The sequence below is a fragment of the Polynucleobacter sp. IMCC30063 genome (genome assembly GCF_021395235.1).
GTDB lineage: Bacteria > Pseudomonadota > Gammaproteobacteria > Burkholderiales > Burkholderiaceae > Polynucleobacter.
Genome location: NZ_JAJVCQ010000004.1, coordinates 240,763 through 263,342 on the forward strand (window position 1 = coordinate 240,763; position 22,580 = coordinate 263,342).

General features: G+C 44.1%; 27 protein-coding genes. 14 read left to right on the forward strand and 13 right to left on the reverse strand.

The window, feature by feature from the left end; translation table 11 throughout:
• Positions 1–3 precede the first annotated feature (3 nt).
• The 4 genes from LZG75_RS09420 to LZG75_RS09435 are packed head-to-tail and all read left to right on the forward strand — an operon-like array spanning position 4 to position 3,203.
• Positions 4–489 (forward strand): hypothetical protein, encoded by a 486-nt coding sequence (locus LZG75_RS09420; RefSeq protein WP_233937315.1) that lies wholly within the window; start codon positions 4–6, stop codon positions 487–489.
• The gene (locus LZG75_RS09425) at positions 489–1,850 is read left to right on the forward strand and encodes an acyclic terpene utilization AtuA family protein (RefSeq protein WP_233937316.1); all 1,362 of its coding nucleotides are present in this window, start codon (positions 489–491) and stop codon (positions 1,848–1,850) included. The genes LZG75_RS09420 and LZG75_RS09425 overlap by 1 nt, the downstream gene beginning before the upstream one ends.
• Complete coding sequence (locus tag LZG75_RS09430; protein ID WP_233937317.1) at positions 1,850–2,167, forward strand: hypothetical protein; 318 nt, start codon at positions 1,850–1,852, stop codon at positions 2,165–2,167. The genes LZG75_RS09425 and LZG75_RS09430 overlap by 1 nt, the downstream gene beginning before the upstream one ends.
• 22 nt (positions 2,168–2,189) lie before the next feature.
• On the forward strand, positions 2,190–3,203 hold the full coding sequence (locus LZG75_RS09435) for a tripartite tricarboxylate transporter substrate binding protein (RefSeq protein ID WP_233937318.1): 1,014 nt from the start codon (positions 2,190–2,192) through the stop codon (positions 3,201–3,203).
• A gap of 27 nt (positions 3,204–3,230) precedes the next feature.
• Here LZG75_RS09435 and yjgA read toward each other — a convergent pair whose 3' ends face one another.
• Positions 3,231–3,740, reverse strand: a complete 510-nt coding sequence (gene yjgA / locus LZG75_RS09440; protein ID WP_233924263.1) for a ribosome biogenesis factor YjgA — start codon at positions 3,738–3,740, stop codon at positions 3,231–3,233.
• Positions 3,741–3,787: 47 nt separating this feature from the next.
• Here yjgA and LZG75_RS09445 point away from each other — a divergent pair, with 47 nt between their 5' ends.
• Entirely contained in the window at positions 3,788–4,771 is a 984-nt protein-coding gene (locus LZG75_RS09445) for a Bug family tripartite tricarboxylate transporter substrate binding protein (RefSeq protein ID WP_370635193.1), read from the forward strand.
• 2 nt (positions 4,772–4,773) lie between these two features.
• On the opposite strand, the gene LZG75_RS09450 is transcribed toward LZG75_RS09445, so the two are convergent.
• Together LZG75_RS09450 and LZG75_RS09455 are read right to left on the reverse strand one after the other, a co-directional pair.
• A complete protein-coding gene (locus LZG75_RS09450) occupies positions 4,774–5,598 on the reverse strand; it encodes a mechanosensitive ion channel family protein (RefSeq protein ID WP_233924264.1) in 825 nt (274 codons plus the stop codon).
• Positions 5,599–5,600: 2 nt separating this feature from the next.
• Positions 5,601–6,377 (reverse strand): hypothetical protein, encoded by a 777-nt coding sequence (locus tag LZG75_RS09455; protein ID WP_233924265.1) that lies wholly within the window; start codon positions 6,375–6,377, stop codon positions 5,601–5,603.
• A gap of 91 nt (positions 6,378–6,468) precedes the next feature.
• Between LZG75_RS09455 and LZG75_RS09460 the strand changes: the two genes are divergently transcribed.
• Complete coding sequence (locus tag LZG75_RS09460; protein WP_233924266.1) at positions 6,469–7,626, forward strand: aminotransferase class V-fold PLP-dependent enzyme; 1,158 nt, start codon at positions 6,469–6,471, stop codon at positions 7,624–7,626.
• Between the two features lie 99 nt (positions 7,627–7,725).
• Here the strand turns inward: LZG75_RS09460 and LZG75_RS09465 are convergent, their stop codons facing one another.
• The 3 genes from LZG75_RS09465 to LZG75_RS09475 are packed head-to-tail and all read right to left on the reverse strand — an operon-like array spanning position 7,726 to position 9,495.
• Entirely contained in the window at positions 7,726–8,319 is a 594-nt protein-coding gene (locus LZG75_RS09465; RefSeq protein WP_233937319.1) for a YceI family protein, read from the reverse strand.
• A gap of 35 nt (positions 8,320–8,354) precedes the next feature.
• Positions 8,355–8,945 (reverse strand): YceI family protein, encoded by a 591-nt coding sequence (locus tag LZG75_RS09470; protein WP_233924268.1) that lies wholly within the window; start codon positions 8,943–8,945, stop codon positions 8,355–8,357.
• A gap of 19 nt (positions 8,946–8,964) precedes the next feature.
• Complete coding sequence (locus tag LZG75_RS09475; protein ID WP_233937320.1) at positions 8,965–9,495, reverse strand: cytochrome b; 531 nt, start codon at positions 9,493–9,495, stop codon at positions 8,965–8,967.
• An 82-nt stretch (positions 9,496–9,577) separates the two neighbouring features.
• Between LZG75_RS09475 and cfa the strand changes: the two genes are divergently transcribed.
• From cfa to LZG75_RS09500, 5 genes are read left to right on the forward strand one after another with little or no spacing between them, the layout of a single operon-like run.
• Positions 9,578–10,747 (forward strand): cyclopropane fatty acyl phospholipid synthase, encoded by a 1,170-nt coding sequence (gene cfa / locus LZG75_RS09480; protein WP_233937321.1) that lies wholly within the window; start codon positions 9,578–9,580, stop codon positions 10,745–10,747.
• A 52-nt stretch (positions 10,748–10,799) separates the two neighbouring features.
• Positions 10,800–11,849, forward strand: coding sequence for an alpha/beta fold hydrolase (locus tag LZG75_RS09485; RefSeq protein ID WP_233937322.1), 1,050 nt, complete (start codon positions 10,800–10,802; stop codon positions 11,847–11,849).
• A 53-nt stretch (positions 11,850–11,902) separates the two neighbouring features.
• The gene (locus LZG75_RS09490) at positions 11,903–12,481 is read left to right on the forward strand and encodes an HdeD family acid-resistance protein (protein ID WP_233937323.1); all 579 of its coding nucleotides are present in this window, start codon (positions 11,903–11,905) and stop codon (positions 12,479–12,481) included.
• 42 nt (positions 12,482–12,523) lie between these two features.
• Complete coding sequence (locus tag LZG75_RS09495) at positions 12,524–13,495, forward strand: DMT family transporter (protein WP_233937324.1); 972 nt, start codon at positions 12,524–12,526, stop codon at positions 13,493–13,495.
• Positions 13,492–14,496: a tripartite tricarboxylate transporter substrate binding protein gene (locus tag LZG75_RS09500; RefSeq protein WP_233937325.1), complete on the forward strand. Its 1,005-nt coding sequence runs from the start codon at positions 13,492–13,494 to the stop codon at positions 14,494–14,496. The genes LZG75_RS09495 and LZG75_RS09500 overlap by 4 nt, the downstream gene beginning before the upstream one ends.
• Positions 14,497–14,512: 16 nt before the next feature.
• On the opposite strand, the gene LZG75_RS09505 is transcribed toward LZG75_RS09500, so the two are convergent.
• The gene (locus LZG75_RS09505) at positions 14,513–15,424 is read right to left on the reverse strand and encodes a DMT family transporter (protein ID WP_233937326.1); all 912 of its coding nucleotides are present in this window, start codon (positions 15,422–15,424) and stop codon (positions 14,513–14,515) included.
• Positions 15,425–15,531: 107 nt separating this feature from the next.
• On the opposite strand from LZG75_RS09505, the gene LZG75_RS09510 reads away from it, so the two are divergent.
• Positions 15,532–15,774: a hypothetical protein gene (locus LZG75_RS09510; RefSeq protein WP_233937327.1), complete on the forward strand. Its 243-nt coding sequence runs from the start codon at positions 15,532–15,534 to the stop codon at positions 15,772–15,774.
• A 24-nt stretch (positions 15,775–15,798) separates the two neighbouring features.
• Here LZG75_RS09510 and LZG75_RS09515 read toward each other — a convergent pair whose 3' ends face one another.
• Entirely contained in the window at positions 15,799–16,350 is a 552-nt protein-coding gene (locus tag LZG75_RS09515) for a YaeQ family protein (protein ID WP_233924276.1), read from the reverse strand.
• Positions 16,351–16,355: 5 nt separating this feature from the next.
• Positions 16,356–16,775 carry a GNAT family N-acetyltransferase gene (locus tag LZG75_RS09520; RefSeq protein ID WP_233937328.1) on the reverse strand — a complete coding sequence of 140 codons (420 nt, stop codon included), beginning with the start codon at positions 16,773–16,775 and terminating at the stop codon, positions 16,356–16,358.
• Between the two features lie 37 nt (positions 16,776–16,812).
• Between LZG75_RS09520 and LZG75_RS09525 the strand changes: the two genes are divergently transcribed.
• Positions 16,813–18,444, forward strand: a complete 1,632-nt coding sequence (locus tag LZG75_RS09525; protein ID WP_233924278.1) for an NAD(P)/FAD-dependent oxidoreductase — start codon at positions 16,813–16,815, stop codon at positions 18,442–18,444.
• 6 nt (positions 18,445–18,450) lie between these two features.
• The gene (locus tag LZG75_RS09530) at positions 18,451–20,103 is read left to right on the forward strand and encodes an ABC-F family ATP-binding cassette domain-containing protein (RefSeq protein WP_233937329.1); all 1,653 of its coding nucleotides are present in this window, start codon (positions 18,451–18,453) and stop codon (positions 20,101–20,103) included.
• Here the strand turns inward: LZG75_RS09530 and LZG75_RS09535 are convergent.
• From LZG75_RS09535 to LZG75_RS09550, 4 genes are read right to left on the reverse strand one after another with little or no spacing between them, the layout of a single operon-like run.
• Positions 20,095–20,412: a chaperone modulator CbpM gene (locus LZG75_RS09535; RefSeq protein ID WP_233924280.1), complete on the reverse strand. Its 318-nt coding sequence runs from the start codon at positions 20,410–20,412 to the stop codon at positions 20,095–20,097. The genes LZG75_RS09530 and LZG75_RS09535 overlap by 9 nt on opposite strands.
• A gap of 17 nt (positions 20,413–20,429) precedes the next feature.
• Entirely contained in the window at positions 20,430–21,359 is a 930-nt protein-coding gene (locus tag LZG75_RS09540; RefSeq protein WP_233924281.1) for a DnaJ C-terminal domain-containing protein, read from the reverse strand.
• A 22-nt stretch (positions 21,360–21,381) separates the two neighbouring features.
• Positions 21,382–22,083 (reverse strand): pirin family protein, encoded by a 702-nt coding sequence (locus LZG75_RS09545; RefSeq protein ID WP_233937330.1) that lies wholly within the window; start codon positions 22,081–22,083, stop codon positions 21,382–21,384.
• Between the two features lie 3 nt (positions 22,084–22,086).
• Positions 22,087–22,536 (reverse strand): phosphate-starvation-inducible protein PsiE, encoded by a 450-nt coding sequence (locus tag LZG75_RS09550; RefSeq protein WP_233924283.1) that lies wholly within the window; start codon positions 22,534–22,536, stop codon positions 22,087–22,089.
• Positions 22,537–22,580: the final 44 nt, after the last annotated feature.

Consider the following 22,580-nt stretch of genomic DNA (forward strand, 5'->3'; position numbering starts at 1 on the left):
TCGATGAATTCAATTCACCTTGACTTAGAGCATTTTTCCTTTACTGATCTGGCGATTCAATCTGCTTTTGGATTAGGGGGTTTAGTCTTCATCTTGTTATTTCATGGCATTACGATTAACTTTATTTTGATGCGTTTTAATAACATCACCAAATTAGATTTTGTCAGTGAAAAATTCAATTTAGTACTATTTCATTTCTATTTATCATTTGCTTTTATTGCTTTAATTCATATTATTGAAGTGATTCTGTGGGCTGTAATGTTGTTATTACTAGGTTTAGTGCTGAACCCTATCGAAGCCATTTTATTTGCTGGAAGTACCTACACCACAATTGGTTTCATTAGCAATATCATGCCTTTTGAATGGAAAGTATTACCCCTCTTTATTGCCTTTTCTGGCCTATTTTCTGTAGCTTGGACTACTTCGATCATGATTGGTATGACGAATATCTATCGAGATGCGTGGCTGAAAAAACGCGGTGATTTGTAATGCCGATTTTTGCGGTTGGCTGCGGAGCTGGTTTTTCGGGTGATCGTACCGATGCAGCTGCACCCGTGGTGCAAACCTTAATCGAGCGGGGCGGTCCTGCGGCCATTATTTTTGAGAATTTAGCAGAAAGAACCTTAGCAAGCCATCAATTAGCTAAACGCGCTAACCCACAATTAGGGTATGAGCCTTTATTAGAACTTGAGCTGGAACCTATATTGGCGGCTTGCTTGCAGCATCAGATCACCATTGTCGGTAATTTTGGTGCAGCAAACCCAGAGGGGGCTGGCAAAGTCATTCAGGCTTTGGCAAAACGCCTTGGTTTACCTAGTCCTCGGATTGCAATTGTGGTGGGCGATAGTTTGGATGGTAAAAAAGTTGAGACCTTATTGCGCCAGCATTTAGGCGAACAATTTGAGGCGGCGAATTTCGTCTGTGCGAATGCATACCAAGGTGCGCGAGAAATTGCCAATGCAATTTTGGCAGGTGCACAAATTGTCGTAACTGGCCGTGTTGCTGATCCATCGCTTACCCTAGGGCCTGCCATGGCATATTTTGGCTGGAGTGACAATAATTGGAATGCGCTTGCAGGTGCAACGATGGCTGGGCACTTGTTGGAATGTGGTGCGCAAGTGACTGGAGGATACTTTGCTGATCCTGGAGTGAAGGATGTGCCCGAGATTCATAACATTGGTTTTCCAATTGCAGAAATTGCATTTGATGGTAGCTGTGTGATAACCAAAGCAAGCAATACCGGCGGCTTGGTTGATGAACGGACCGTAAAAGAACAACTTTTATATGAACTCCATGATCCTGCTGCCTATATTACGCCTGATGTGGTGGCTGATATTACTCAGGCTACAGTAACTGAAATCGCCCCGCATCGAGTGCGCTTATCTGGTGTTTTGGGTCATCCGCGCACTAATACATTAAAAACAAATGTTTTTTTTGATGGCGGTTGGTTTGGCGAGGGGGAGATTTCGTATGCCGGGCCAAATGCAAAAGGCAGGGCAAGACTTGCAATGGAAATACTACAAAATCGTTTGGGTTCAGCGATGAACTTACGTTTTGATTTAATTGGCATCAGCAGTATTTTTGGTGATGATGCGAATAGTTTTCTCAAAAATGCAATAAAAAATCCTACCCATGGTGAAATTCATGATGTACGCTTACGAGTTGCGGGGCAACACTGTGATTTGAAAATGATTGATTTACTCCTCCGCGAAGTAACAGCATTGTGGACCGGTGGCCCTGCAGGTGGCGGTGGCGTTCGCGTAGCGAAAAGACCAAGACTTTCTATCCAATCTTGCTTAATTGAGCGTGAGCACGTTCCCGCTACATTTTATTTTTTATCAGACTGCTGATGAACTCGATCACCTTATATGAATTAGCGCATGCCCGTACGGGCGATAAAGGTAACTGCTCTAATATTAGCGTTATCGCTTATCAATTAGCGGACTATGAATGGTTAGTAGAACAGCTTACAGTAGAGCGGGTTGCTACCCATTTTGCCTTTCGCCACCCCACTCAGGTCGTACGGTATTTGCTACCCAAGCTGGGTGCTATGAATTTTGTGCTCGAAGGCGTTTTAGATGGTGGTGTAAATGATTCCCTGAATTTAGATATGCACGGTAAAGCCCTATCATTTCATTTACTTACCATGGAAATTGAGTCAAAATAAACCATTAAAAAAAGGAAAAGCCATGCTCGAGACTAAAGATAAGTTATTTAAGCGTTTACCGTTTTTTGTAGTTATTACCAGCTTGTTGATCGGATTAACAACTGGAGTTCAAGACGCTAATTCACAAGCAACAGCGCAAAACTATCCGAATAAACCGATTAAAGCGATTGTGCCTTTTGCTGCCGGTAGTGCTACTGATCAGATTGGCCGTGCTTTTGCTGCCAAGATGTCGGAGATTTTAGGTCAGCCGATAGTGGTTGAGAATAAACCGGGCGCTAACGGCATGTTAGGCGCTGATGCGGTAGCCAAGGCTGATCCTGACGGCTATACAATTTTAATTGGCACCAATAGTACCAATGCAGCATTAAAAAGTTTAATGAAGAAATTGCCTTACGATCAAGATACTGCTTTTGAGGCCATTGGTTTCATGGGTGAAGTACCCCTTATTGTGACGATTAATAATGAAATTCCTGCTAAAACACTCAAAGAGTTTATCCAGATCGCTAAAGATTCTCCTGGTAAAGTCACTTTTGCAAGCGCAAGCAGTTCACAGCTAGTTTCGAGCTCAGTTTTAGCCTCGATGACTGGAGTGAAGATGATTAATGTGCCTTATAAAAGCGGCCCCAATGCGATGACCGATTTAATTGGTGGGCAGGTGATGATGTTTACCGCCGACTTTGCAGTAACCTTGCCCCAAGTTCAGGCTGGCAAAATTCGGGGCTTAGCCGTAACTTCGTTAAAACGATCTAAAGCTATTCCTGAATTACCCACCGTAAATGAAGCCTTAGGTATTAAAGGCTATGAAATTATTGCGTACTTTGCTGCTTATGCCCCAGCTAAAACTCCGCCAGCAATTATTCAAAAGCTAAATGAGGCTTTGAATCAAACTGCTCGTAACAAGGACGTTCAAGAACGTTTTGCTTCATTAGGTTTTGAGGTTGAGCCAGGACCACCGTCTGCCTTGGCTAAGCGCAATACACTTGAAACCATCAAGTGGGCCAAGGCCATTAAAGATGCGGGAATTGAGCAGCAGTAAAATGGAAACACAGTAAGCAGCCCTTTGTTAGGGCTCGCTTAACTCTTTCAGTAGACGAAAAATTTCCCGATATGATTTGGGTGGTTTATTTAACTCCTTCTCTTTGCGGGCACTGCGAATTAAATTCCGCATCGTTTGAATGTCTAAGGCAGGATAGAGCTCAATCAGCTTAGTTAGTGCGCCATCATCGGCAATGAGTTTATCGCGCATGGCTTCGAAGCGATGCATTTTTGCCGTTTCGGCTCGACTAAGGCCTTGAATTGCATCAAGTCGTAACTGAATAGCGGCAATTTCAGCTTCATCTAAAAAGCGCATGAGTTTGCCTAAATGTTGTTTGTGTCTTTTAATTGCCCCAAAAGTTTTAATCTTTTTGGTTTCGGCAATTTCAGCACGTAGGCTTTCTTCGATTGGAATACTAGCCAGCGCATCGCTGCTGAGTTCAGAAAGAACTTCAGCCAATTTTTGACGTTGGGTCATTTGGCGTTTAAGCGCGGATTTGCTGGGCCCTAGCTCTTCTTCATCGGCATTAAAAATCATCAGTCATTTTAACCACCCCTAAGCTTATTTTAGGTAAGATAGCATCTATGATGACTACTTACCGCTTACGACCTTTGCTTTGCGCTTGCTTAGCTAGTTTTTTGCTGGGGCTTTCTTGCCATACGCAAGCCGCTTATCCGGATAAACCGATCAAAATTGTGATCGGCTTTCCTGCTGGCGGCCCTTTAGATACTCATATTCGACTCTTAACTGATAAGTTACAGGCCATTTTGGGTCAGCCTATTTTGGTTGATTACAAAGCAGGTGCTGGAGGAACGGTTGGGGCACTCTTTGTGGCTCAGTCGCCTGCAGACGGCTACACCCTATTGCTCGGTAATACAGGCACGATGGTCATTAACCCTGCTATTTACACGCCACCACCTTATATTTTATTGAATGATTTTCAGCCGGTCGCTCGTACTGCACAACAAGCCCTTGGTTTAATTGTCAATAATGATGTGCCAGTCAAAACCCTTAAAGAATTTATTGCCTACGCAAAAGCGAACCCAGGCAAATTAAATTATGGCTCTGCAGGCAACGGCGGGATTTCTCATTTAGTACCAGAAATGCTAAAACAGGAAACTGGAATTGATATAGTGCATATTCCATTTAAAGGTAGTGCACCCGCTTTTACTGACTTGATGGCTGGACACGTCCAATTTATGGCGGAATCGATTCCTCAAGTAGCAAATTATGCAAAACAAGGCAAAATTAAAGTATTAGCAGTAACTAGTAAAACTAGAAGTATTGCTTTACCTGAAGTACCAACGGTAATTGAAACGGGTGTAGCTAACTTAGAGGTGGTCGGATTTTACGGTGTACTTGCACCGCGTAATACGCCCGCAGAGGCGATTCAAAAATTGAGTAATGCCTTTAAACAAACGCTTGAAACACCGACAATTCAAGAGCGCATGATAGCGCAAGGGGCAGACCCCGCCTTTTTAAGTGCTGAACAATTCACGAAGTTTTTAGCTATTGAAACGCCTCGATGGGCTAAAGTAGTGAAGCAGGCTGGGGCAAAATTAGATTAATTTTATTGATTGATCAAGAGATTTTGGCCTGTCATCTTGGGGGCGAAACCAGCGGCCTCTAATGTTTCAAGTATGACTCGGTTGGTGGCAAAATGCACCGGGGTGTAATCAAACGCACTACAGCAAGGACGCACGACTAAAACGGGTCCAACTAAATTCAGGTCGCCGATATCAATTACTACCGCTGGGTTAGCCAGAACACCAGGTATGGCCGCAACTTTTTCACGTAATAAAGTCATCGCCGCTTGATAATCTACTCCGCTAGTGAGCTGCACCTTAAGGTGAAGTCGTCGATAAGCATTGCTACTAAAATTTTGGATCGTATCACTAAAAATTTTATTATTCCCGATTAGCGTTGCGACGTTATCAGCCGTAGTAATGGTAGTAGAGAAGAGCCCAATTTGCGTAATATTGCCATTAATGCCGCCCGCTACTACGTAGTCGCCCACCTTAAATGGACGAAGCACAATGAGAAAAATACCCGCTGCCAAGTTGGCTAACAACCCCGCCCAGGCGGCGCCAATGGTAATACCAAGGGTGGCAAATAGCGCGGCAAAGCTCGTGGTTTGGAGGCCAAAATTACCTAAGATGCCAATGATTAGCAGAATATTCAGAATTACTGAAATTGCTGCGGCCACATAGTTCTCGACGGTTGGGTCTAGAACTTTTTTTTCCATCCAAGCGCGAACTAATTTAACAGTAAACTGAATTAAAGCTCGTCCAATAAACCAAAATAAAATCGCCGCAACAATTTTTAGACCAATATCAGTTACCGCAGTAAGAATGATATTTTGCATGCGAGTGAAATCGATTTCGGACAGATTCATGATTAAGGTTTATTGAGTTGCAGATCAAGGCCAATTAAATTAACGGGCAAAACTTTGATGATGCCGTGACGAGGGCCGTCAATATCCGCGATCAGAAAAAACGATACTGAAACCACTAGCGGAATTGATAAAAAAAGCGTGCGATTCGCTTTAAAGCTATTGGCGCTAAAACCCACAGCAATGCTCGCAAAGATAGCGATAATAAACAATAAAGCCCAGGCGGGAGCAGGAATACGATTGAGCCAGGCAGCTTGGGTATAACTAGCAGAATTAATGACATCATTCATGCCAGCAGCCACTAAGGCATGAATGGGCGTTTGGTGCTCTTTCAGTGCGGGTAAAACAGTGGTCCATAGTAGATTTTGTTGGCGCTCTAGTTCGATATCGAGTTTTTGAATGTCGCTGGGAGCGAGTGCTTGATATTCGGCAATGCGATATTGCAAGTATTTTTTGAGGTTTAATTTTGTCGCTGTAGCATAGGCGGTCGGCAATAGATCGGCGCGCAGATATTCGGTGCCAATTGCATTGGCCTCAGCCTCTTCATACAATTTACGTTGGTCATAGCGGTTAATCGACATGGAAAAGGTAAAACCGATCATGAGGGCTAATAAGGTAAGTGTGGCGTTTTGCACAATCGATGCATCGGCCGTACTTTGGGGATTGCGCTTCACTTCGATGCGACGCAAGGCGGCGCCAAGCGAAACGGCTGCAGAAAGTACGGAAAAGGTGATGAGTAGTACCCATAAGGGGTGATCAAGAATTGGGCGCATTAGATTCATAGGTGCATTATAGAAGTTTGGCTCTTGCTTTTGGGCACCAGTAAAATGGACCTCAATTAACCCGCATTTCCCTTATTTTCAAGGAATTCCTATGCCAGGCTTACTTCCCAACGTTGATCCAGCTGGATTACTCGAATTTTCAGTGGTTTACACCGACCGCTCACTCAATCATATGTCGCATGATTTTGGTCAAGTGATGCGCGATATTTCGCGCATCTTCAAATGTGCTTACCAGGCCCATTCAACTGTAATTGTTCCGGGTAGCGGCACCTTCGGCATGGAGTCTGTTGCACGTCAATTTGCCGTGAATCAAAAATGCTTTATCTTGCGTAACGGTTGGTTCAGTTATCGCTGGACGCAAATATTTGAAATGGCGCAAATCACAACTGACTTACAGGTTCTTAAAGCACGTCAAGTAGCCGATCAGATTGATGGGGCTTTTATGCCTGCGCCAATCGATCAAGTAGTTGCCCTTATTTTGAAGGAAAAACCCGCAGTTGTTTTTGCTCCCCATGTAGAAACTTCGGCTGGTTTAATGTTATCTGATGCGTATTTAACAGCTGTAGGCAAAGCGGTGCAAGCAGTGGGCGGCTTATTTGTATTGGATTGCATTGCCTCTGGTGCGATGTGGGTCGATATGAAAGCCTGTAATGTTGATATTCTCATTAGTGCGCCACAAAAGGGCTGGAGCGGGCCCCCATGCTGCGCCTTAATTGGTATGAGCGAACGCGCTCGTCAAAAAATAGAGACAACCCAAAGTAATAGTTTTGCACTTGATTTAAAGAAGTGGTTAGTTACGATGGAGACTTATGAAAAAGGGGCTCATGTTTACCATGCCACGATGCCAACAGACACCTTACGGTTAGTGCGCAATGTAATGCAAGAGACCCAAGCCTTAGGTTTTGCCAACCTGCAGGCGAAACAAATTGAGTTAGGCGCAAAGATACGCGCCTTAATGGTAGCAAATGGTTTTAGTTCAGTTGCTGCAGAAGGCTTTCAAGCTCCAGCGGTAGTGGTTAGTTACACCACTGATCCTGAAATTCAGAATGGAAAAAAGTTTATGGCCCTAGGCATGCAAACTGCCGCAGGGGTACCTTTGCAATGTGATGAACGTAGCGATTTTCGGACCTTCCGAGTGGGTTTATTTGGCCTAGAAAAATTGCAACATATTGAGCGCACTGTCGCTCATTTGGAGTCTGCGATCGAACAAGTGAGAGCAGTTGAACAGCTTACGACAGCCCCTGCTTAGGGATTTTTTTAGACAGTACCTGGTAGATGGTCGCAATAGGGAGTTAAACCCGTCGATAAAAAAAGCCGCTGAAATAGGTCAGCGGCTTTTGTTTGGCTATTAACTACTCTTTTTAGCCTCAATAGCAATTCGAATCGTGACATCATCACCTACCGCAGGGACATTTTTGCCCATATTAAATTCCGAGCGCTTTACTTTTGTGATTGCATTTGCGCCACAAAAATCAACCCCAACCATGGGATGTTTTTTACAATCAAAGTTAGTAACCTCAAGCGTTACAGGCTTGCTAACACCTTTTAAAGTAAGAACGCCCTGCATCCCCGTTAATTTATCACCTGAGAAAGTAAATTTATCGGATTTAAATGTTGCGGTGGGAAACTGCGTGGTGGATAAATAGTCTTCAGCTTGAATATGGTTATTGAACGCGCTAGAGCTTGTATCAACCGACTTAGTATCGATCGTAATATCTGCTTTCCCCGTTTTGGCAACGGGGTCAATCGTAATAGTGCCACTAACCGTGTTAAAGCGACTAGTTTGGTTAGATAAACCGAGATGGTTATAAGAAAACTCAGCAAAGGTGTGATTAGGCTCTGTGACGTAATTTTCGGCTGCTGCCATAACCTGCATATTGAAACTCAAACTGCAAATGAAGGTAACGGTACTACATAGATTGATAAATAATTTTGATTGCATTGATTTCTCCGTAAGTAATAAAAAATTCGGTCAGTTTATTTTGAATTTAAAACAAGGTAAATTTTTACTGGTACTTCATTGGCAACCGACTTGGTATCAGCCCAAGCCCCTGCTCCTAAGTCGTAATTCAGGCGCAGTAACTCAAAACTACCATTAAAGGTCATTTGCTTACCTTGGGCCTGATAGCTTGCCATAATTGTAAGGGGTTGGGTTTTATTTTTAATCGTGAGCTTACCTTTTAATTCGAGCTTACCATTCCCCAAATTTTTAATACTTTCAGATACAAATTGCGCTTTGGGAAATGCTTTACTGTTGAACCATTCTTTGCCTTGAGCCTCGTCGCGCAATTCATCGCCCCCAGCGTTAAAACTTGCCAACGCAATCCATAGATCTGCTTTCGCCTTTTCGGGGCTATCTGGGTTGAAACTCACTATCCCCCCAAATTGGTCAAAGCTACCATTAATACTCGAGCCCATTAGTTTGCAGGTGAAGGTAATTTTACTTTTAGCGGTATCAAGCGAATTAAAATCCACTGCCAGAACAGGCCCAGAAAATAAGCTTATTAAGCTACAAATGGCGCTTATTAATAGAGTTGATTTGGCAGTTAATGCTCGCAAAATTTGCATCTTGAATTGATCTCTAAAATTATTTAAAAAAAGACATGCGTTTAAGTAAGCCATCCTTATCCCAAAAATGGTGCTTTAAGGCAGCGAGTACATGTAAGGCCACTAAACTAATGAGAAGATTAGCGAGCACTTCATGAATTTGTTTCAGTAAGCGGCCCGTAGCTTTATCTTTAAGTACTAAATCGGGTAATTCAAAGAGCCCAAAATAATTAACGGTATAGCCTTTCGCCGAGCTCATTAGCCAGCCCAAGATAGGTATGGCAATCATCAGTAGATAAAAGGCTAAATGGGTAAGTTGCATGATGTGTTCTTGCCAGGCTGGTAGCCGAACGGCTAATTCTGGTGCGGGATGGGTCGCACGCCAAAAGAGGCGCACAAAAACCAGCCATAAAACAGTCAGCCCAAGCCATTTATGCCAACTAATCGCCAAAATACGCTCGGGGCTCACGGGCATATCGTGTGCAATAAGGGCGATCGACCAAGTCGTGAGCACCACTATTGCCATAATCCAGTGTAGGGCAATAGCAATATGGGTATAACGCTGTTTCACAGTTTTACTTTAAAAATCCAAAGATCAATTGTAGAATGATTATGGAAAACCAACTTGTCTAGTCTAATCTATTGATTTCACAATGAATTCTATTAGTCAGCCCTACTTAAGCGAGCGGAATGTCCCTCCCCCTATTTTGGTGGAGTTATTTGCCAATTGCGGTATCGAAATTAATGGTCCGCAGCCATGGGATATTCAGGTACACAACCCAAAGACGTATGACGCGATTTTATCAAAATGGTCGCTTGGCTTGGGTGAGTCGTACATGGACGGCTATTGGGATTGTGCCCAACTCGATGAAATGATTTGTCGCCTACTTAGTCAAGACCTTAATGAAACGGTCCATGGGTTTGCACGAATTAGAATGGTTGGCGAAGTAATACGTGCCAAATTATTTAATTTGCAATCAAAAGAGCGTGCTTTTCAGGTTGGTGAGCAACACTATGATATTGGCAATGATATCTTTGAGCGGATGTTAGATCCCCGCATGATGTATTCCTGCGCTTATTGGGAGAAGGCTAATAATTTGGCGCAAGCACAAGACGATAAATTAGAAATGATTTGTCGTAAATTAGAACTCAAGGCAGGTGAAAAATTATTAGAAATTGGCTGTGGCTGGGGTGGCTTAGCTGCCTATGCAGCTAAAAACTATGGTGTAGAGGTGCTTGGTATTACGGTTTCTAAAGAGCAGCAAGCATTGGCACAAGAGCGTTGCAGGGGCCTACCGGTAACGATCGAGTTAATTGATTACCGTGATTTACAAGGCACCTTCGATAAAATTGTTTCGGTTGGCATGTTTGAACATGTCGGTGAAAAAAATTACTTGGCTTATTTTGATGCTGCCAAGCGACTTTTAAAAGACAATGGTTTATTTTTATTGCATACCATTGGCAGTGATGTAGAAGTAACGCGCACTGACCCATGGATTGATCGTTATATTTTTCCGAATGGCAAGATTCCTTGCTCAGCTGAATTAACTAAAGCTTTAGATGGCCGTTTTTTAATTGAGGACTGGCATAATTTTGGCCAAGATTATGATAAAACCTTACTTGCTTGGCATGCTAACTTTGTACAAACTTGGCCGCAGGTAGCAAGCGAATACAGTGAGCGATTTTATCGGATGTGGTCATACTATCTGCTGTCCTGCGCTGGTTTTTTTCGTTCACGCCAAGGTCAATTGTGGCAATTAGTCTTAAGTAAACGCTCGCGTCGAGAAGTTTATCGTTCGATGAGACCATTTCCAACTACCTAATTTCCCGTGGTATTCTGAACTTATTAAAATGAATACTAATAGGGGAGGCATTGTGCATAAAATTAGTCATCGTTTTCTCATTCTTTTTTCGATACTCATCATTTCGCCCTGGCAGGTAGGGGCGGCGCCTAAATTAATGATGTCGGAATATATGGTTCCCAGTGATACCCCAGGAATATCCCTATATGTGCGCAATAAACATCCCCAAGGAATGAAGCAATTTAGTCCAGATAAAACCTTACTCTATGTACACGGCTCTACTTATCCATCGGAGACAGCTTTTGATTTGAGTTTGGGTGGTACTTCGTGGATGGAATATATTGCAGAACGTGGATACGATGTTTGGTTAGTAGATTTGAGGGGCTACGGTAAGTCAACGCGTCCTGCCGAATTAGACTTACCTGCAGATCAGAGTCCACCAATAGTGCGCACTGAGGTAGCCGTCAGTGATGTGAGTAGTGCCGTTAACTTTATTTTAAAAAAACGGAGCATCAATAAAATGAATTTACTGGGATGGTCTTGGGGTACGACTATCATGGGTAAATACACCGCTGAAAATAATCAGAAAGTAAATAAACTAGTGTTATATGCTCCTCAATGGTTACGACAAGGCGGAGCGGCACTAACCGACAAGGGAGGAACCTTGGGGGCTTATCGTGTAGTTACCGTAGAGGATGCTAAGAGCCGGAAATCCGCCGGAGTTCCAGAATATGCACAGGCAACCATAATGCCTGCAGGTTGGTTTGAAAAGTGGGCTGAGGCAACTTTTGAAACAGATCCTTGGGGAAAAAACCAAAATCCAAAAAAACTACGAGCCCCTAATGGGACAGTGCAAGATACGCGTGAATTTTGGGCTGCAGGCAAGCCACTCTATGATCCTAAAAAAATTACTGTACCCGTGATGCTGGTTCATGCCGAATGGGATGCTGATTTACCTAGTTATATGCTACAGGAATATTTTAAGCAATTAACCAATGCCCCATATCGAGTTTTATTGGAAATTGGTGAGGGAACACACTCTATCATTATGGAAAAAAACCGCATGTTAATGTTTGATGGAGTGCAACTGTTTTTAGATAAGAGTTACAGCTCTGAGAAATAAATTCACAAATACCGAGTAAGATATTTGTTTTACCCACTTCATCAAGGAAAACCATGTCATCATCTCAAACCCCAGAACTTACTGCATTACAAGGCCTTGTCTTAGGCAAGGTTGCGCATAATGCTAATTTACTCATTGGTCTTGGTGTGATGATGTTGGTTTTAGGCACCATCGGTTTTTTTGGGCAAACGGTATTTTCGCTGATTTCGGTTAGTGTGTTGGGCGGTTTTGCGATCGCTGCAGGCTTGCTACAAGGCTACCATGCGCTGCAATCACATGGCTGGAAATCTGTAAGTATTCAATTGATTATGTCGCTACTCTATATTGCTGCAGGCTTATATGTATGCTTTTTTCCCCTAGCTAGTTTGGCGGGCTTAACGCTTTGGTTAGCAGTATTCTTTTTCTTCTCTGGCCTGCTGCGTATTTTTTCAGCATTTCAGCATCGGCTGATGAATGGCTGGGTTTGGGCTGCGATTTCGGGCTTAATTTCTATTATTCTGGCTGCTTTAATTATGAGTAGTTGGCCTTCTTCGAGCCTGTGGGTTCCGGGCATGTTAATTGCCATTGAGCTTGTATTACAGGGTTGGTCGCTGGTTATTATTGGCTCGGCTGCTAAAGCATTAGCCAAATAAAACCGTAAATTTGTTTGATTTTGAAAGTAATTGAACCGCCTAATGGCGGTTTTTAACATGTCTTCAACCCATCAGCGCTTAACCTTAAATGCGGCAGCTTACTTAATTTTGGCGACGATTTTATGGGGCGGAAATGCAATAGCAGGGCGATGGTTTGTTGGGCATCTGTCACCAGCCTTACTTAATTTATTTCGTTGGATAATCGCTGCAGCAGTACTGATGCCATTTGCGTGGAAAATTTTATTACCCCAAAGTCTATTGTGGCAGCATAAAAAACGTTTCTTAACCTTAAGCTTATTGGGCGTAGGTTGTTATAACGCTTTTTTATATATCGCTCTCGAAACTTCTTCGCCGATTAATGTCACCTTAATTGGCGCAAGTATGCCCATTTGGATGTTGTTAATTGGTTCTATTTTTTATCAAAATCGAGTCAACCCTTGGCAAATGCTTGGCGCGGTAGTGTCTATCATTGGCGTGACGGTTGTTTTATCCCGAGGCAATTTAGATGGTATTTTGATGCTTAAGTTTGTGCCTGGCGATATGTTGATGGTTGCAGCCACCTTGCTTTGGGCCTGTTATAGCTGGATGCTAAGCAAGCCTGGTAAAAGCCCAGAAAAGCAATGGCCGTGGACTGAATTTTTATTAGCGCAAATAGTCTTGGGTCTAATTTGGTCACTAGTATTTGCGGGCTTTGAATTTAGTTTGGGCTTATCGCAAATTGATTTAAGCCCGAGTCTATCTTGGCCTTTACTTATTTTTTGTGGCCTTGGCCCAGCCTTAATTGCTTATCGATGCTGGAGTGCAGGGGTGGCAATTGCCGGGCCTAATATAGCGGGGTTTTTTGGCAACTTAATTCCTTTATTCACGGCACTTTTTGCCGCCGCTTTGCTGGGGGATATGCCCCATTTATTTCATGCAGCTGCGTTTGGATTAATTGTCGCGGGCATTGTGATTTCTTCTCAGTTAAAAACGCCCAGCAAAAAGGGGTCGACTAATTTAAGGCCTAAGAATTGAGGGCAATAATCATTACAGCTCAGGTAATTTCTGCTACTGTAGAGGCTATGCGTACTTTTCTACTAGTTATTTTGGCTTTTTTTAGCCTCCAAGCTAATGCTGCCGACGCTTGGCCGTCTCGGCCTGTTAAGCTAATCGTACCCTTTTCTGCTGGCGGAGTGCAAGACTTATTGGCACGTTCATTTTCAAATGAGCTAGCTACTGTTTCTGGCCAATCGGTGATAGTAGAAAATCGGGCTGGTGCAGGCGGTACAGTTGGCACCAACTTGGTTGCGAAGTCTGCACCCGATGGCTATACCTTAGTGGTTGCAGCTGCAAGCCACAATATCAATGGCTCACTTTATTCTAAAATGCCTTACGATCCCTTGAAAGATTTTACGGGGGCAGCGTATCTAGGAAATACGGGATATGTATTGATGACAAATGCCGAATTTCCACCCAAGACAGTAGCCGAATTTATTGCTTTAGTGAAATCGAAGCCTGGACAATTTAATTATGCTAGCGCTGGAAATGGCAGCGCCTCACATCTAGCGATGGCTTATTTTACTGGGTTAGCTGGCTTGGAGATGACGCATATTCCAACCAAGGGAACTGGCGAAGCGATTAATGAATTATTAGCGGGTCGCTCTCAAGCTGTGATAGCTGCGAATATTTCTGCTTTGCCATTTGCTAAAGATAGCCGAATTCGTTTTCTGGGGGTAACTTCAGAAAAATTAACTCCCTTTGTGCCTGGGGTACAGCCAATTAACAATACCCTTAAAGGTTATGTTTTTGATAGCTGGTTTGCTTTGTTGGCGCCAGCAGCTACCCCGAAAGAGGTGATTAATAAAATATCGACCGATATTTCCCAGCTCATAAAGCGGCCTGAGATAAGCGAACGTTTTAAAGCACAAGGTATTGAGGTTGGTACCATGACGCCAGAAGAATTGAATCAACTCTTGCGCCGCAACTATGAGCAGATGGCGCAAGTAGTCAAAATATCTGGCGCTAAAGTAGATTAATAAATTCAAGTAGATTTCAGTTGGTGATAGTTTCCCGGTTACGAACTAGTAACCACATGGCAGCCACGACTAGCGCCATACCAAAAACTTGCATGAGGGTCATGGTTTCATCCAAAAAGTACCAGCCCATTAAAATAGTTGCTAGGGGCCCTAAAATACCTGCTTGTGCCGTTACTGAAGAGCCGACCCGTTGAATTGCCAGCATCACTAAAAACATGGGAATGACCGTACAAATACTGGCATTCACTAAACTCAACCAATAAACTTGTGGCATTTGCGTAAATAGGGCGCTTGGTTCATGGAAGCCAATTTGGATTGCGCTAAAGAGAGCAGAAACGGAAGTAGCGTAAGTAACAAGACGCATACTTCCAATGCGGTTTACCATTTCGCCCGCAGCAATTAAATATGCAGCATACATGCAGGCGCTACCTAAGACTAGTAGCGTCCCGAGCCACGCATTTTCTCCCTTGGAGCCGGCATCTTGCAAAAAGACCAGCATCACCCCGAGATAGCCAACAATCATTGCATACCACTGCAGACGAGTAATTTTTTTATGCAGAAAAAAATAAGATATGAGGATGACAATAGTTGGCGTGAGATACAAAATAATTCTTTCTAGCCCTACCGAAATAAATTGCAGTCCTAAAAAATCAAGGTAACTCGAAAAAAAATAACCAATAAAACCTAAACCGAGCAATTTAAGATAATCTGTTTTGGAAAGCGCTGGTTTTTTGTTATTGCGAGATACAAACCAGTAGACGCACCAAAATAGCGGTAATGCAATCAGCATGCGAAGGGCTAATAGGGCTTCAGGCGAAACACCATAGCGATAGGCATATTTAATGATGATGGCTTTACCAGAAAAGAGTACAGCTCCTATGCTCGCCATCACAATACTGGAAAGATACTGTTTTTGGGCTTTAAACAAGGGTAAAGTTCATGAGGTGGGGCTCAGCAAGGTAATTGAGGGTTAGTTATTGTATTTTATCGGCTGGCGCTGATAAACTAGGCAAAAGCAAATCAACAAGGAATTCTGTGCAAAATTTAAAGCCCAAATTTGAACAACTCGATGCCGCTGTTAACCATGTTGGCGATTTAATTGCTAGTCAGAGCATTGCTCTTGGTGCCGCGAAAGGTATTTTGTATAGCTTGACTGAAACTATTGGTTCGATGATTGGTGACGTCGATTTGCCAGCCCATGTACGCTCTGGCTATGAGAGTTTACTTGAAACTGCTCGAGAATTGAATCTGCAGCTCGATAAGCACGTTGATCGTTAAGTTTTTGGCACACTAAGCAGCAGATTACTTTTCTTTTGCTTGGTACCAAAGTTCAGGGCTTAAGGTAATTTGGCCTTGCTCTGTTGAGATGAGCATTTCACCATCTTGTACATTAACATGCATAGTCATGCCGCGTTCAACCCACTTACCAAGTGTTTCAATTGCTTCCTTAGGTAGCGCGATGACCTTTAAATTTTGCGCACGCGTCACTTTATGTTGAATTGCTTGCCACCAAATTTTACTTGCTTGGCCGCCATAGCAAAAGATCGCGACTTGATCTGATCGACCACAGGCTTTGAGAATACGGCGCTCTTCAGGTTGACCAATTTCAATCCATAATTGAATTGCATCCGTTAAATCTTTGACCCAAATATCTGGTTCATCGGTATCGCTTAGCCCTTTGCTAAAGACTAAATTTTCTTGTGCAAGCAGTGAAAATGCAACTAAACGCGCCATCATACGTTCATCGGTTTCCGATGGATGTTTGGCAATCGTTAATGTATGGCTCGCATAATAATTGCGATCGGCATCGGCCAGGTGTAGTTCAACTTTATGGATCGTTGCGCGTAGGGCCATAGTTGTTAATCTAAGCGCATGGTGCGATGGGGAATGCCAGCTTCGTTAAAAATGGCTCCCTCAGGAATAAAATTGAATTTGGCATAAAAGGGTATAGCCGCTATTTGGGCGTTTAAGTAAATGGAATGAATATTAAGCGATTGGGCGTATTGCACGAGTGTCGACAATAGCGCACTTCCTACGCCTTGTCGACGGCAAGCCGCTAATACCGCCATGCGCCCAATCTGGCCGATACCATCTATTGTATATAGGCGACCCGTGCCAATACAGGCCCCATTGAGGAAGGCAAGGGCATGCCAAGCATGAGAATCGATGCTATCTAGCTCTAATTCAATTGGCACGTGTTGTTCCTCTACAAAGACCTCACGGCGTATTGGAGCCGCAAGGGCTTCCGCCTCTTGCCATGATTGAATTAGCAGTTTCATCTTTTGAGTATGCCAAAGAATGGTTAAATACCCCCTAATGATTCGAATTACTGAACTGCGCCTGCCTATTGACCATTCCCCCGAGGATCTGGTTAAGAAAATTATTCAACGGCTTAAACTGCATGCATTTGAGGTGCCCGAATTCTCCATTTTTAAACGTAGTTATGACGCCCGCAAAAATGTTGACCTTGCATTTATCTATACCGTTGATGTTGCGGTGGGTGATGAGCAGATAATCTTAAAGACCTTTAAGGGTGATCAGCAGATTCGACTAACACCCGATACCAGTTACCACTTTGTAACGCAGGCTTCAGCAGCTAATACTGAGCGCCCGGTAGTCATTGGTTTTGGGCCCTGCGGTATTTTTGCCGCACTAGTTTTGGCGCAAATGGGCTTTAAGCCCATTGTCCTTGAGCGCGGGAAGCCAGTTCGCGAGCGCACTCAGGATACCTGGAGTTTATGGCGGAAAAATCGTTTAAATCCGGAATCGAATGTGCAATTTGGCGAAGGGGGTGCAGGAACCTTTTCAGATGGAAAGCTATATAGCCAAATTAAAGACCCTCAATTTTACGGGCGCAAAGTGTTGCAAGAGTTTGTGAGAGCTGGCGCGCCTGCAGAAATTTTATATGTGGCTAAACCTCATATTGGTACCTTCCGCTTAGTGGGTGTAGTGGAAAAAATGCGCCAAGAAATCATTCGCTTAGGCGGCGAAATTCGTTTTGTAAGCAAAGTTGTGGGCTTTCGTATCGAAGCTCAGGCGATTCAGGCAGTGCAATTAGAAGGCGGTGAGGAGCTATTAGCAAATCATGTTATCTTAGCTTTAGGTCATAGTGCTCGCGATACCTTCAAGGTATTGTATGAAGCAGGAGTGTTTATGGAGGCTAAGGCATTCTCGGTGGGGTTTCGTATTGAACACCCACAGTCTGTCATTGATCGTGCCCGCTTAGGTTCGCATCTTGGTCATCCTTTAATTGGTGCTGCTGATTACAAATTAGTTCACCATGCCAAAAATGGGCGCTCGGTTTATAGTTTTTGTATGTGCCCAGGCGGCATGGTGGTGGCTGCCGCTTCAGAGCCTCACTGTGTTGTTACGAATGGTATGAGTCAATACTCACGTAATGAGCGCAATGCCAATGCCGGCATCGTCGTTGGAATTACTCCCACTGATTTTTTACCAGCTAACGCATCAGGTTCTGGGCCAGTCCACCCCTTAGCGGGGATAGAATTTCAACGCACTCTAGAGTCTCAGGCTTATGCTCTGGGTGGCTCGACTTATGAGGCACCGGGCCAGTTGGTAGGCGATTTTTTAGCTGCAAGACCATCTAAAGAGTTCGGCGCTGTTTTGCCGTCCTATCAGCCGGGTGTTCATCTCACTGATCTATCGACGAGTTTGCCAGTCTATGCAATCGAAGCAATTCGGGAAGCAATTCCGGCATTTGAAAAGCAAATTAAAGGCTTTGCCATGGCCGATGCTGTTCTGACTGGCGTTGAAACGCGGACTTCAGCTCCTCTACGTATTACGCGTGGCACTAACTATCAAAGTGTGAACATCAAGGGCTTATATCCTGCAGGGGAGGGGGCTGGTTATGCTGGCGGAATCTTATCCGCTGGAGTAGATGGTATTCGGGTTGCCGAAGCTTTAGCGCTGGATTTGGTAAACCGACGATAATGCGCCATGGCTTTAATCGTACTCACTGATGCAAAACTGGCTTTTGGCCATGTGGACTTACTAGCAAACACCGCTTTTTCCTTAGAAGTAGGAGAGCGCGTAGGATTAATTGGCCGCAATGGCACTGGCAAATCATCCTTACTAAAAATTCTAGCTGGCCTAGAGAAGCTTGATGATGGTACCTTGCAATATCAACAAGGTCTACGCATGGCTTATGTTGCTCAAGAACCTATTTTTGAAGCTCATGAATCAGTGTTTACTGTTGTTTCAGAAGGCGTGGCTATCGCCAAGGCCTTGCGTGCAGAGTACGAAGAATTGAGTGTAGGCGAATGGGATGATGCAGCACATCACCGCCTTGATGAATTGCAATCGAAGCTTGAAGCTATTAGTGGTTGGAATTGGGAGCAACGGGTATATGAAACTCTGGATCGCTTGCATTTAGATCCCGAGGCACAAATTGCGACTTTATCGGGCGGGAATAAAAAGCGGGTTGCTTTAGCACAAGCCTTAGTGGCCATGCCCGATGTTTTGCTTTTGGATGAACCTACCAACCATTTAGATTTAGATTCCATTAGCTGGCTGGAAAGTTTATTAAACGATTTTAATGGCGCCATTTTGTTAGTGACACATGATCGGGCTTTTTTGGATGCCGTTTGTACCCAAATTATTGAACTCGATCGAGGCATTATTCGTACTTATCCTGGCAACTTCACGGCTTATGAAAAACTGAAAGAAGATGAGTTATCGTCTGAATCGCTTGCTAATGCGCGGGCAGATAAGTTATTAGCCCAAGAAGAAGTGTGGATTCGCAAAGGGGTTGAGGCGCGCAGAACTCGGAGCATTAGCCGCATTGTGCGTCTGGAAAAATTGCGCGCAAGTAGGGCAGAACGTCGTGATGCGATGGGCCAAGTGAAGCTAGCGGTATCGGCAGGTGAGCGCAGTGGCAAAATTGTCGCCGATCTGCAATTTGTTTCTAAAGCCTATGAGCGGCCGATTGTGAGTAATTTTACTGCGACGATTTTACGCGGCGATAAAGTGGGCTTACTGGGCCCTAATGGTTCTGGTAAAACAACCTTACTCAAGTTAATTTTAGGAGAAATTACGCCAGACTCTGGAACGGTAACAATGGGAACCCGAATTGAAGTAGCCTATTTTGATCAAATGCGTGAAGCCCTTGATCTGAATGCTTCACTGGAAGATTACATTAGCCCTGGAAGTGAATGGGTAGAAATTAACGGTAATCGCAAACATGTCAAGAGCTATTTGAATGACTTCCTATTTTCCCCCGAAAGAACGAACTCACCCGTGAGTACACTTTCGGGCGGCGAGCGGAATCGCTTATTATTGGCGCGCTTATTTGCTCGACCTGCCAATGTATTGGTGTTAGATGAGCCAACGAATGATTTAGATATTGATACTTTAGATTTATTGGAACAATTATTACAAGATTACCAAGGTACAGTTTTTCTTGTCAGCCATGATCGCTATTTTTTAGACAACGTAGTCACCAGCATTATTGCGAACGAAGGCGAAGGCTTTTGGCGCGAGTACGAGGGTGGTTATGAGGATTGGAAGATTCAGAAAGCCCGTGCTGATGCTATTTTGGCGAGCAAAACTGCCGCACCATCCATGGCAAAAAAGAAAGCCTTATCAAAGTAAATTACTGCGTAGCATACGCGCGCGCAACTCGGCAATTTCTTCTAATAAATCGAGCGCCAAGGCAACTCCTGGGGTATTGAGTTCTAGGTCTTTAGTAAGCGAAGCGGCTAAGCGAGCACGACGGAGGGAGTTGCCACTAAAACGCCAATCTTGCGGACTAGAGCCTGCTGGACTTAAAACGCCCTCAGCAACCCAAGACATAATTTGATCTGCAGGCGTGCTTGCTGCTTGGCATAATTCCACAATGGTCATGTGTACTTCTTCTTCGACCACACTGGTTTGAAAAATAGTGATATTAGTCTGAATCATGGCATCTTCCCCTTTTTCTACGCACGTGGGTTAAAGTCAAATGCTTTGGCAAAATTACTATAGGCCTCTTTATGGGCTTCGCTATCTGCTGGCGGCAAAGTAATGGTGAGCACGGCATAAAGATCACCCGCTTCTTTACCAGGAATGCCGCGACCTTTGAGGCGGAGTTTACGACCACCACTCGAGTTGGCGGGAATATTCATCGCTACTGGACCATCAGGAGTGGGTACGGTGACGCTAGCGCCCAGCGCAGCTTCCCATGGCGTAAGCGGTAAATCCATATAGATATCGCGGCCATCAACGCGATAAAGCGGATGAGGATGAAAAGCAATTTCTAAGTAGAGATCGCCAGCTCCACCTTCACCCATGCCTGGCCCACCTTGCCCCGCTAAGCGAAGACTTTGCCCAGCGCGAATACCTTTGGGAATAGTGACATCAAGTTTGCGTTCCTGTGCGACTAAATTACCATTCTGATCATAAGTAGGCATTTGCAGACTAATGCTGCGCTTAGCACCCTGAAAGGCATCGTTGAGATCAATCATAATTTTGGCGTGATGATCTTGGCCTTTAAAGTTCATATTGGCACTACGTCTTTGTTGACGTTGACCTCCTCGTGCTTGTCGCCCAAATAAGGATTCAAAAAATTCACTTTGGTCACCACCATAGTTGCCATCGTTGAATTCAAAGCCTGAATTCCAATCGGGTGGCGGAGTAAAGTCTTGACCGCTTTTCCATTGGCTGCCCATTTGATCGTAGGCCGCCCGTTTTTCTGGGTCTTTGAGTACCGCAAAGGCTTCACCAACTTGCTTGAAGCGCTCTTCGGCGCCTGCTTCTTTGCTTACATCAGGATGGTATTTGCGCGCCAGTTTACGGTAGGATTGTTTAATCTCATCTTGAGTTGCGGTGCGGGCAACACCAAGCGTTTCGTAATAGTCCTGAAATTTCATGGTTTGATTTTACAGATAATTTTTAAGGTGCCAGATCAAACACTAGCACTTCCGCAGCCTGCCCCTGCCTAAGGTGGAGATGTTCTTCCTCGGCAATGAGTAAGGCATCACCTGCCTGTAGAAGCTGTTCATTAACCATTAATGTTCCCCGAACTAAATGTACATAAGCTTTACGCTGAGGATTAAGTTTGAGATCAGCAGTTTGCGCACCAGAAAATAAACCAGCATAGAGTTTGGCGTCAGCCGTCATAACTACTGAATTATGAGCACCATTAGGCGAAGCAATTAAGCGCAGCTGACCCTCTTTTTCTAAGGTGGGAATCGTTTTTTGCTCATAACTAGGGGTAATTTCTGCTGTACTTGGCTCAAGCCAAATTTGTAAGAGGTGGGTGGTGGTATCGTGCGCATGATTAAACTCGCTGTGGGTTACTCCTGTGCCTGCACTCATCCGTTGTACGTCACCTGGTGGAATGCCTTCGACATTACCCATGCTATCTTCATGTGCAAGCACACCCTCGAGTACATACGTAATAATTTCCATGTTCCGATGAGCGTGTTTACCGAAACCTTTGCCAGCTGCCACCCAATCTTCGTTAATCACCCTTAAATTGCCCCAGCCCATAAAGCGGGGATCGTGATACCCCGCAAAAGAAAAAGAGTGAAAACTTTTTAGCCAACCATGATCTGCATAACCACGTTCGTTTGACTTACGGAGTAATTGCATGCTTTAACTAGGGTCGACTTTATCAGGAAATGTAGTTGAAGAGTATTGAATGATTGCGCTGGAAAAAGCTAATAATAAAATCGCTCCCGCCATAATTAATATCTGCAGATTAGCTTCATGATTAGTGCTAACTATATCGATGATCAAACGGGTCACTGCCGTTATTGCCACGGCTATGAGAAAGCGAACTGGCATCCGGTTGGTTTTAAAGTAAACCCCAATCATGGCGCCAATTTCTAGATAGATAAATAGCAAAATGAGTTCACCAACAGTGGCAAAGCCTTTTTGGAACATGGCAATAAAGGCGTCTCCCGCTGACCAAACCGTAGCCATACCAATAGCAAATAAAGCCAGCCGATGAAAAATAGAGACCAGTAGGTTGCCAAACGGAATCGACCAGCGCTCAAAATTGCGTTCTAGCTTTGAAACCTCACGTGGTGTATCGGATTGCATGAAGACTCCTTTCATGGTGCCTGGTTGAATTTATATTGGGCATT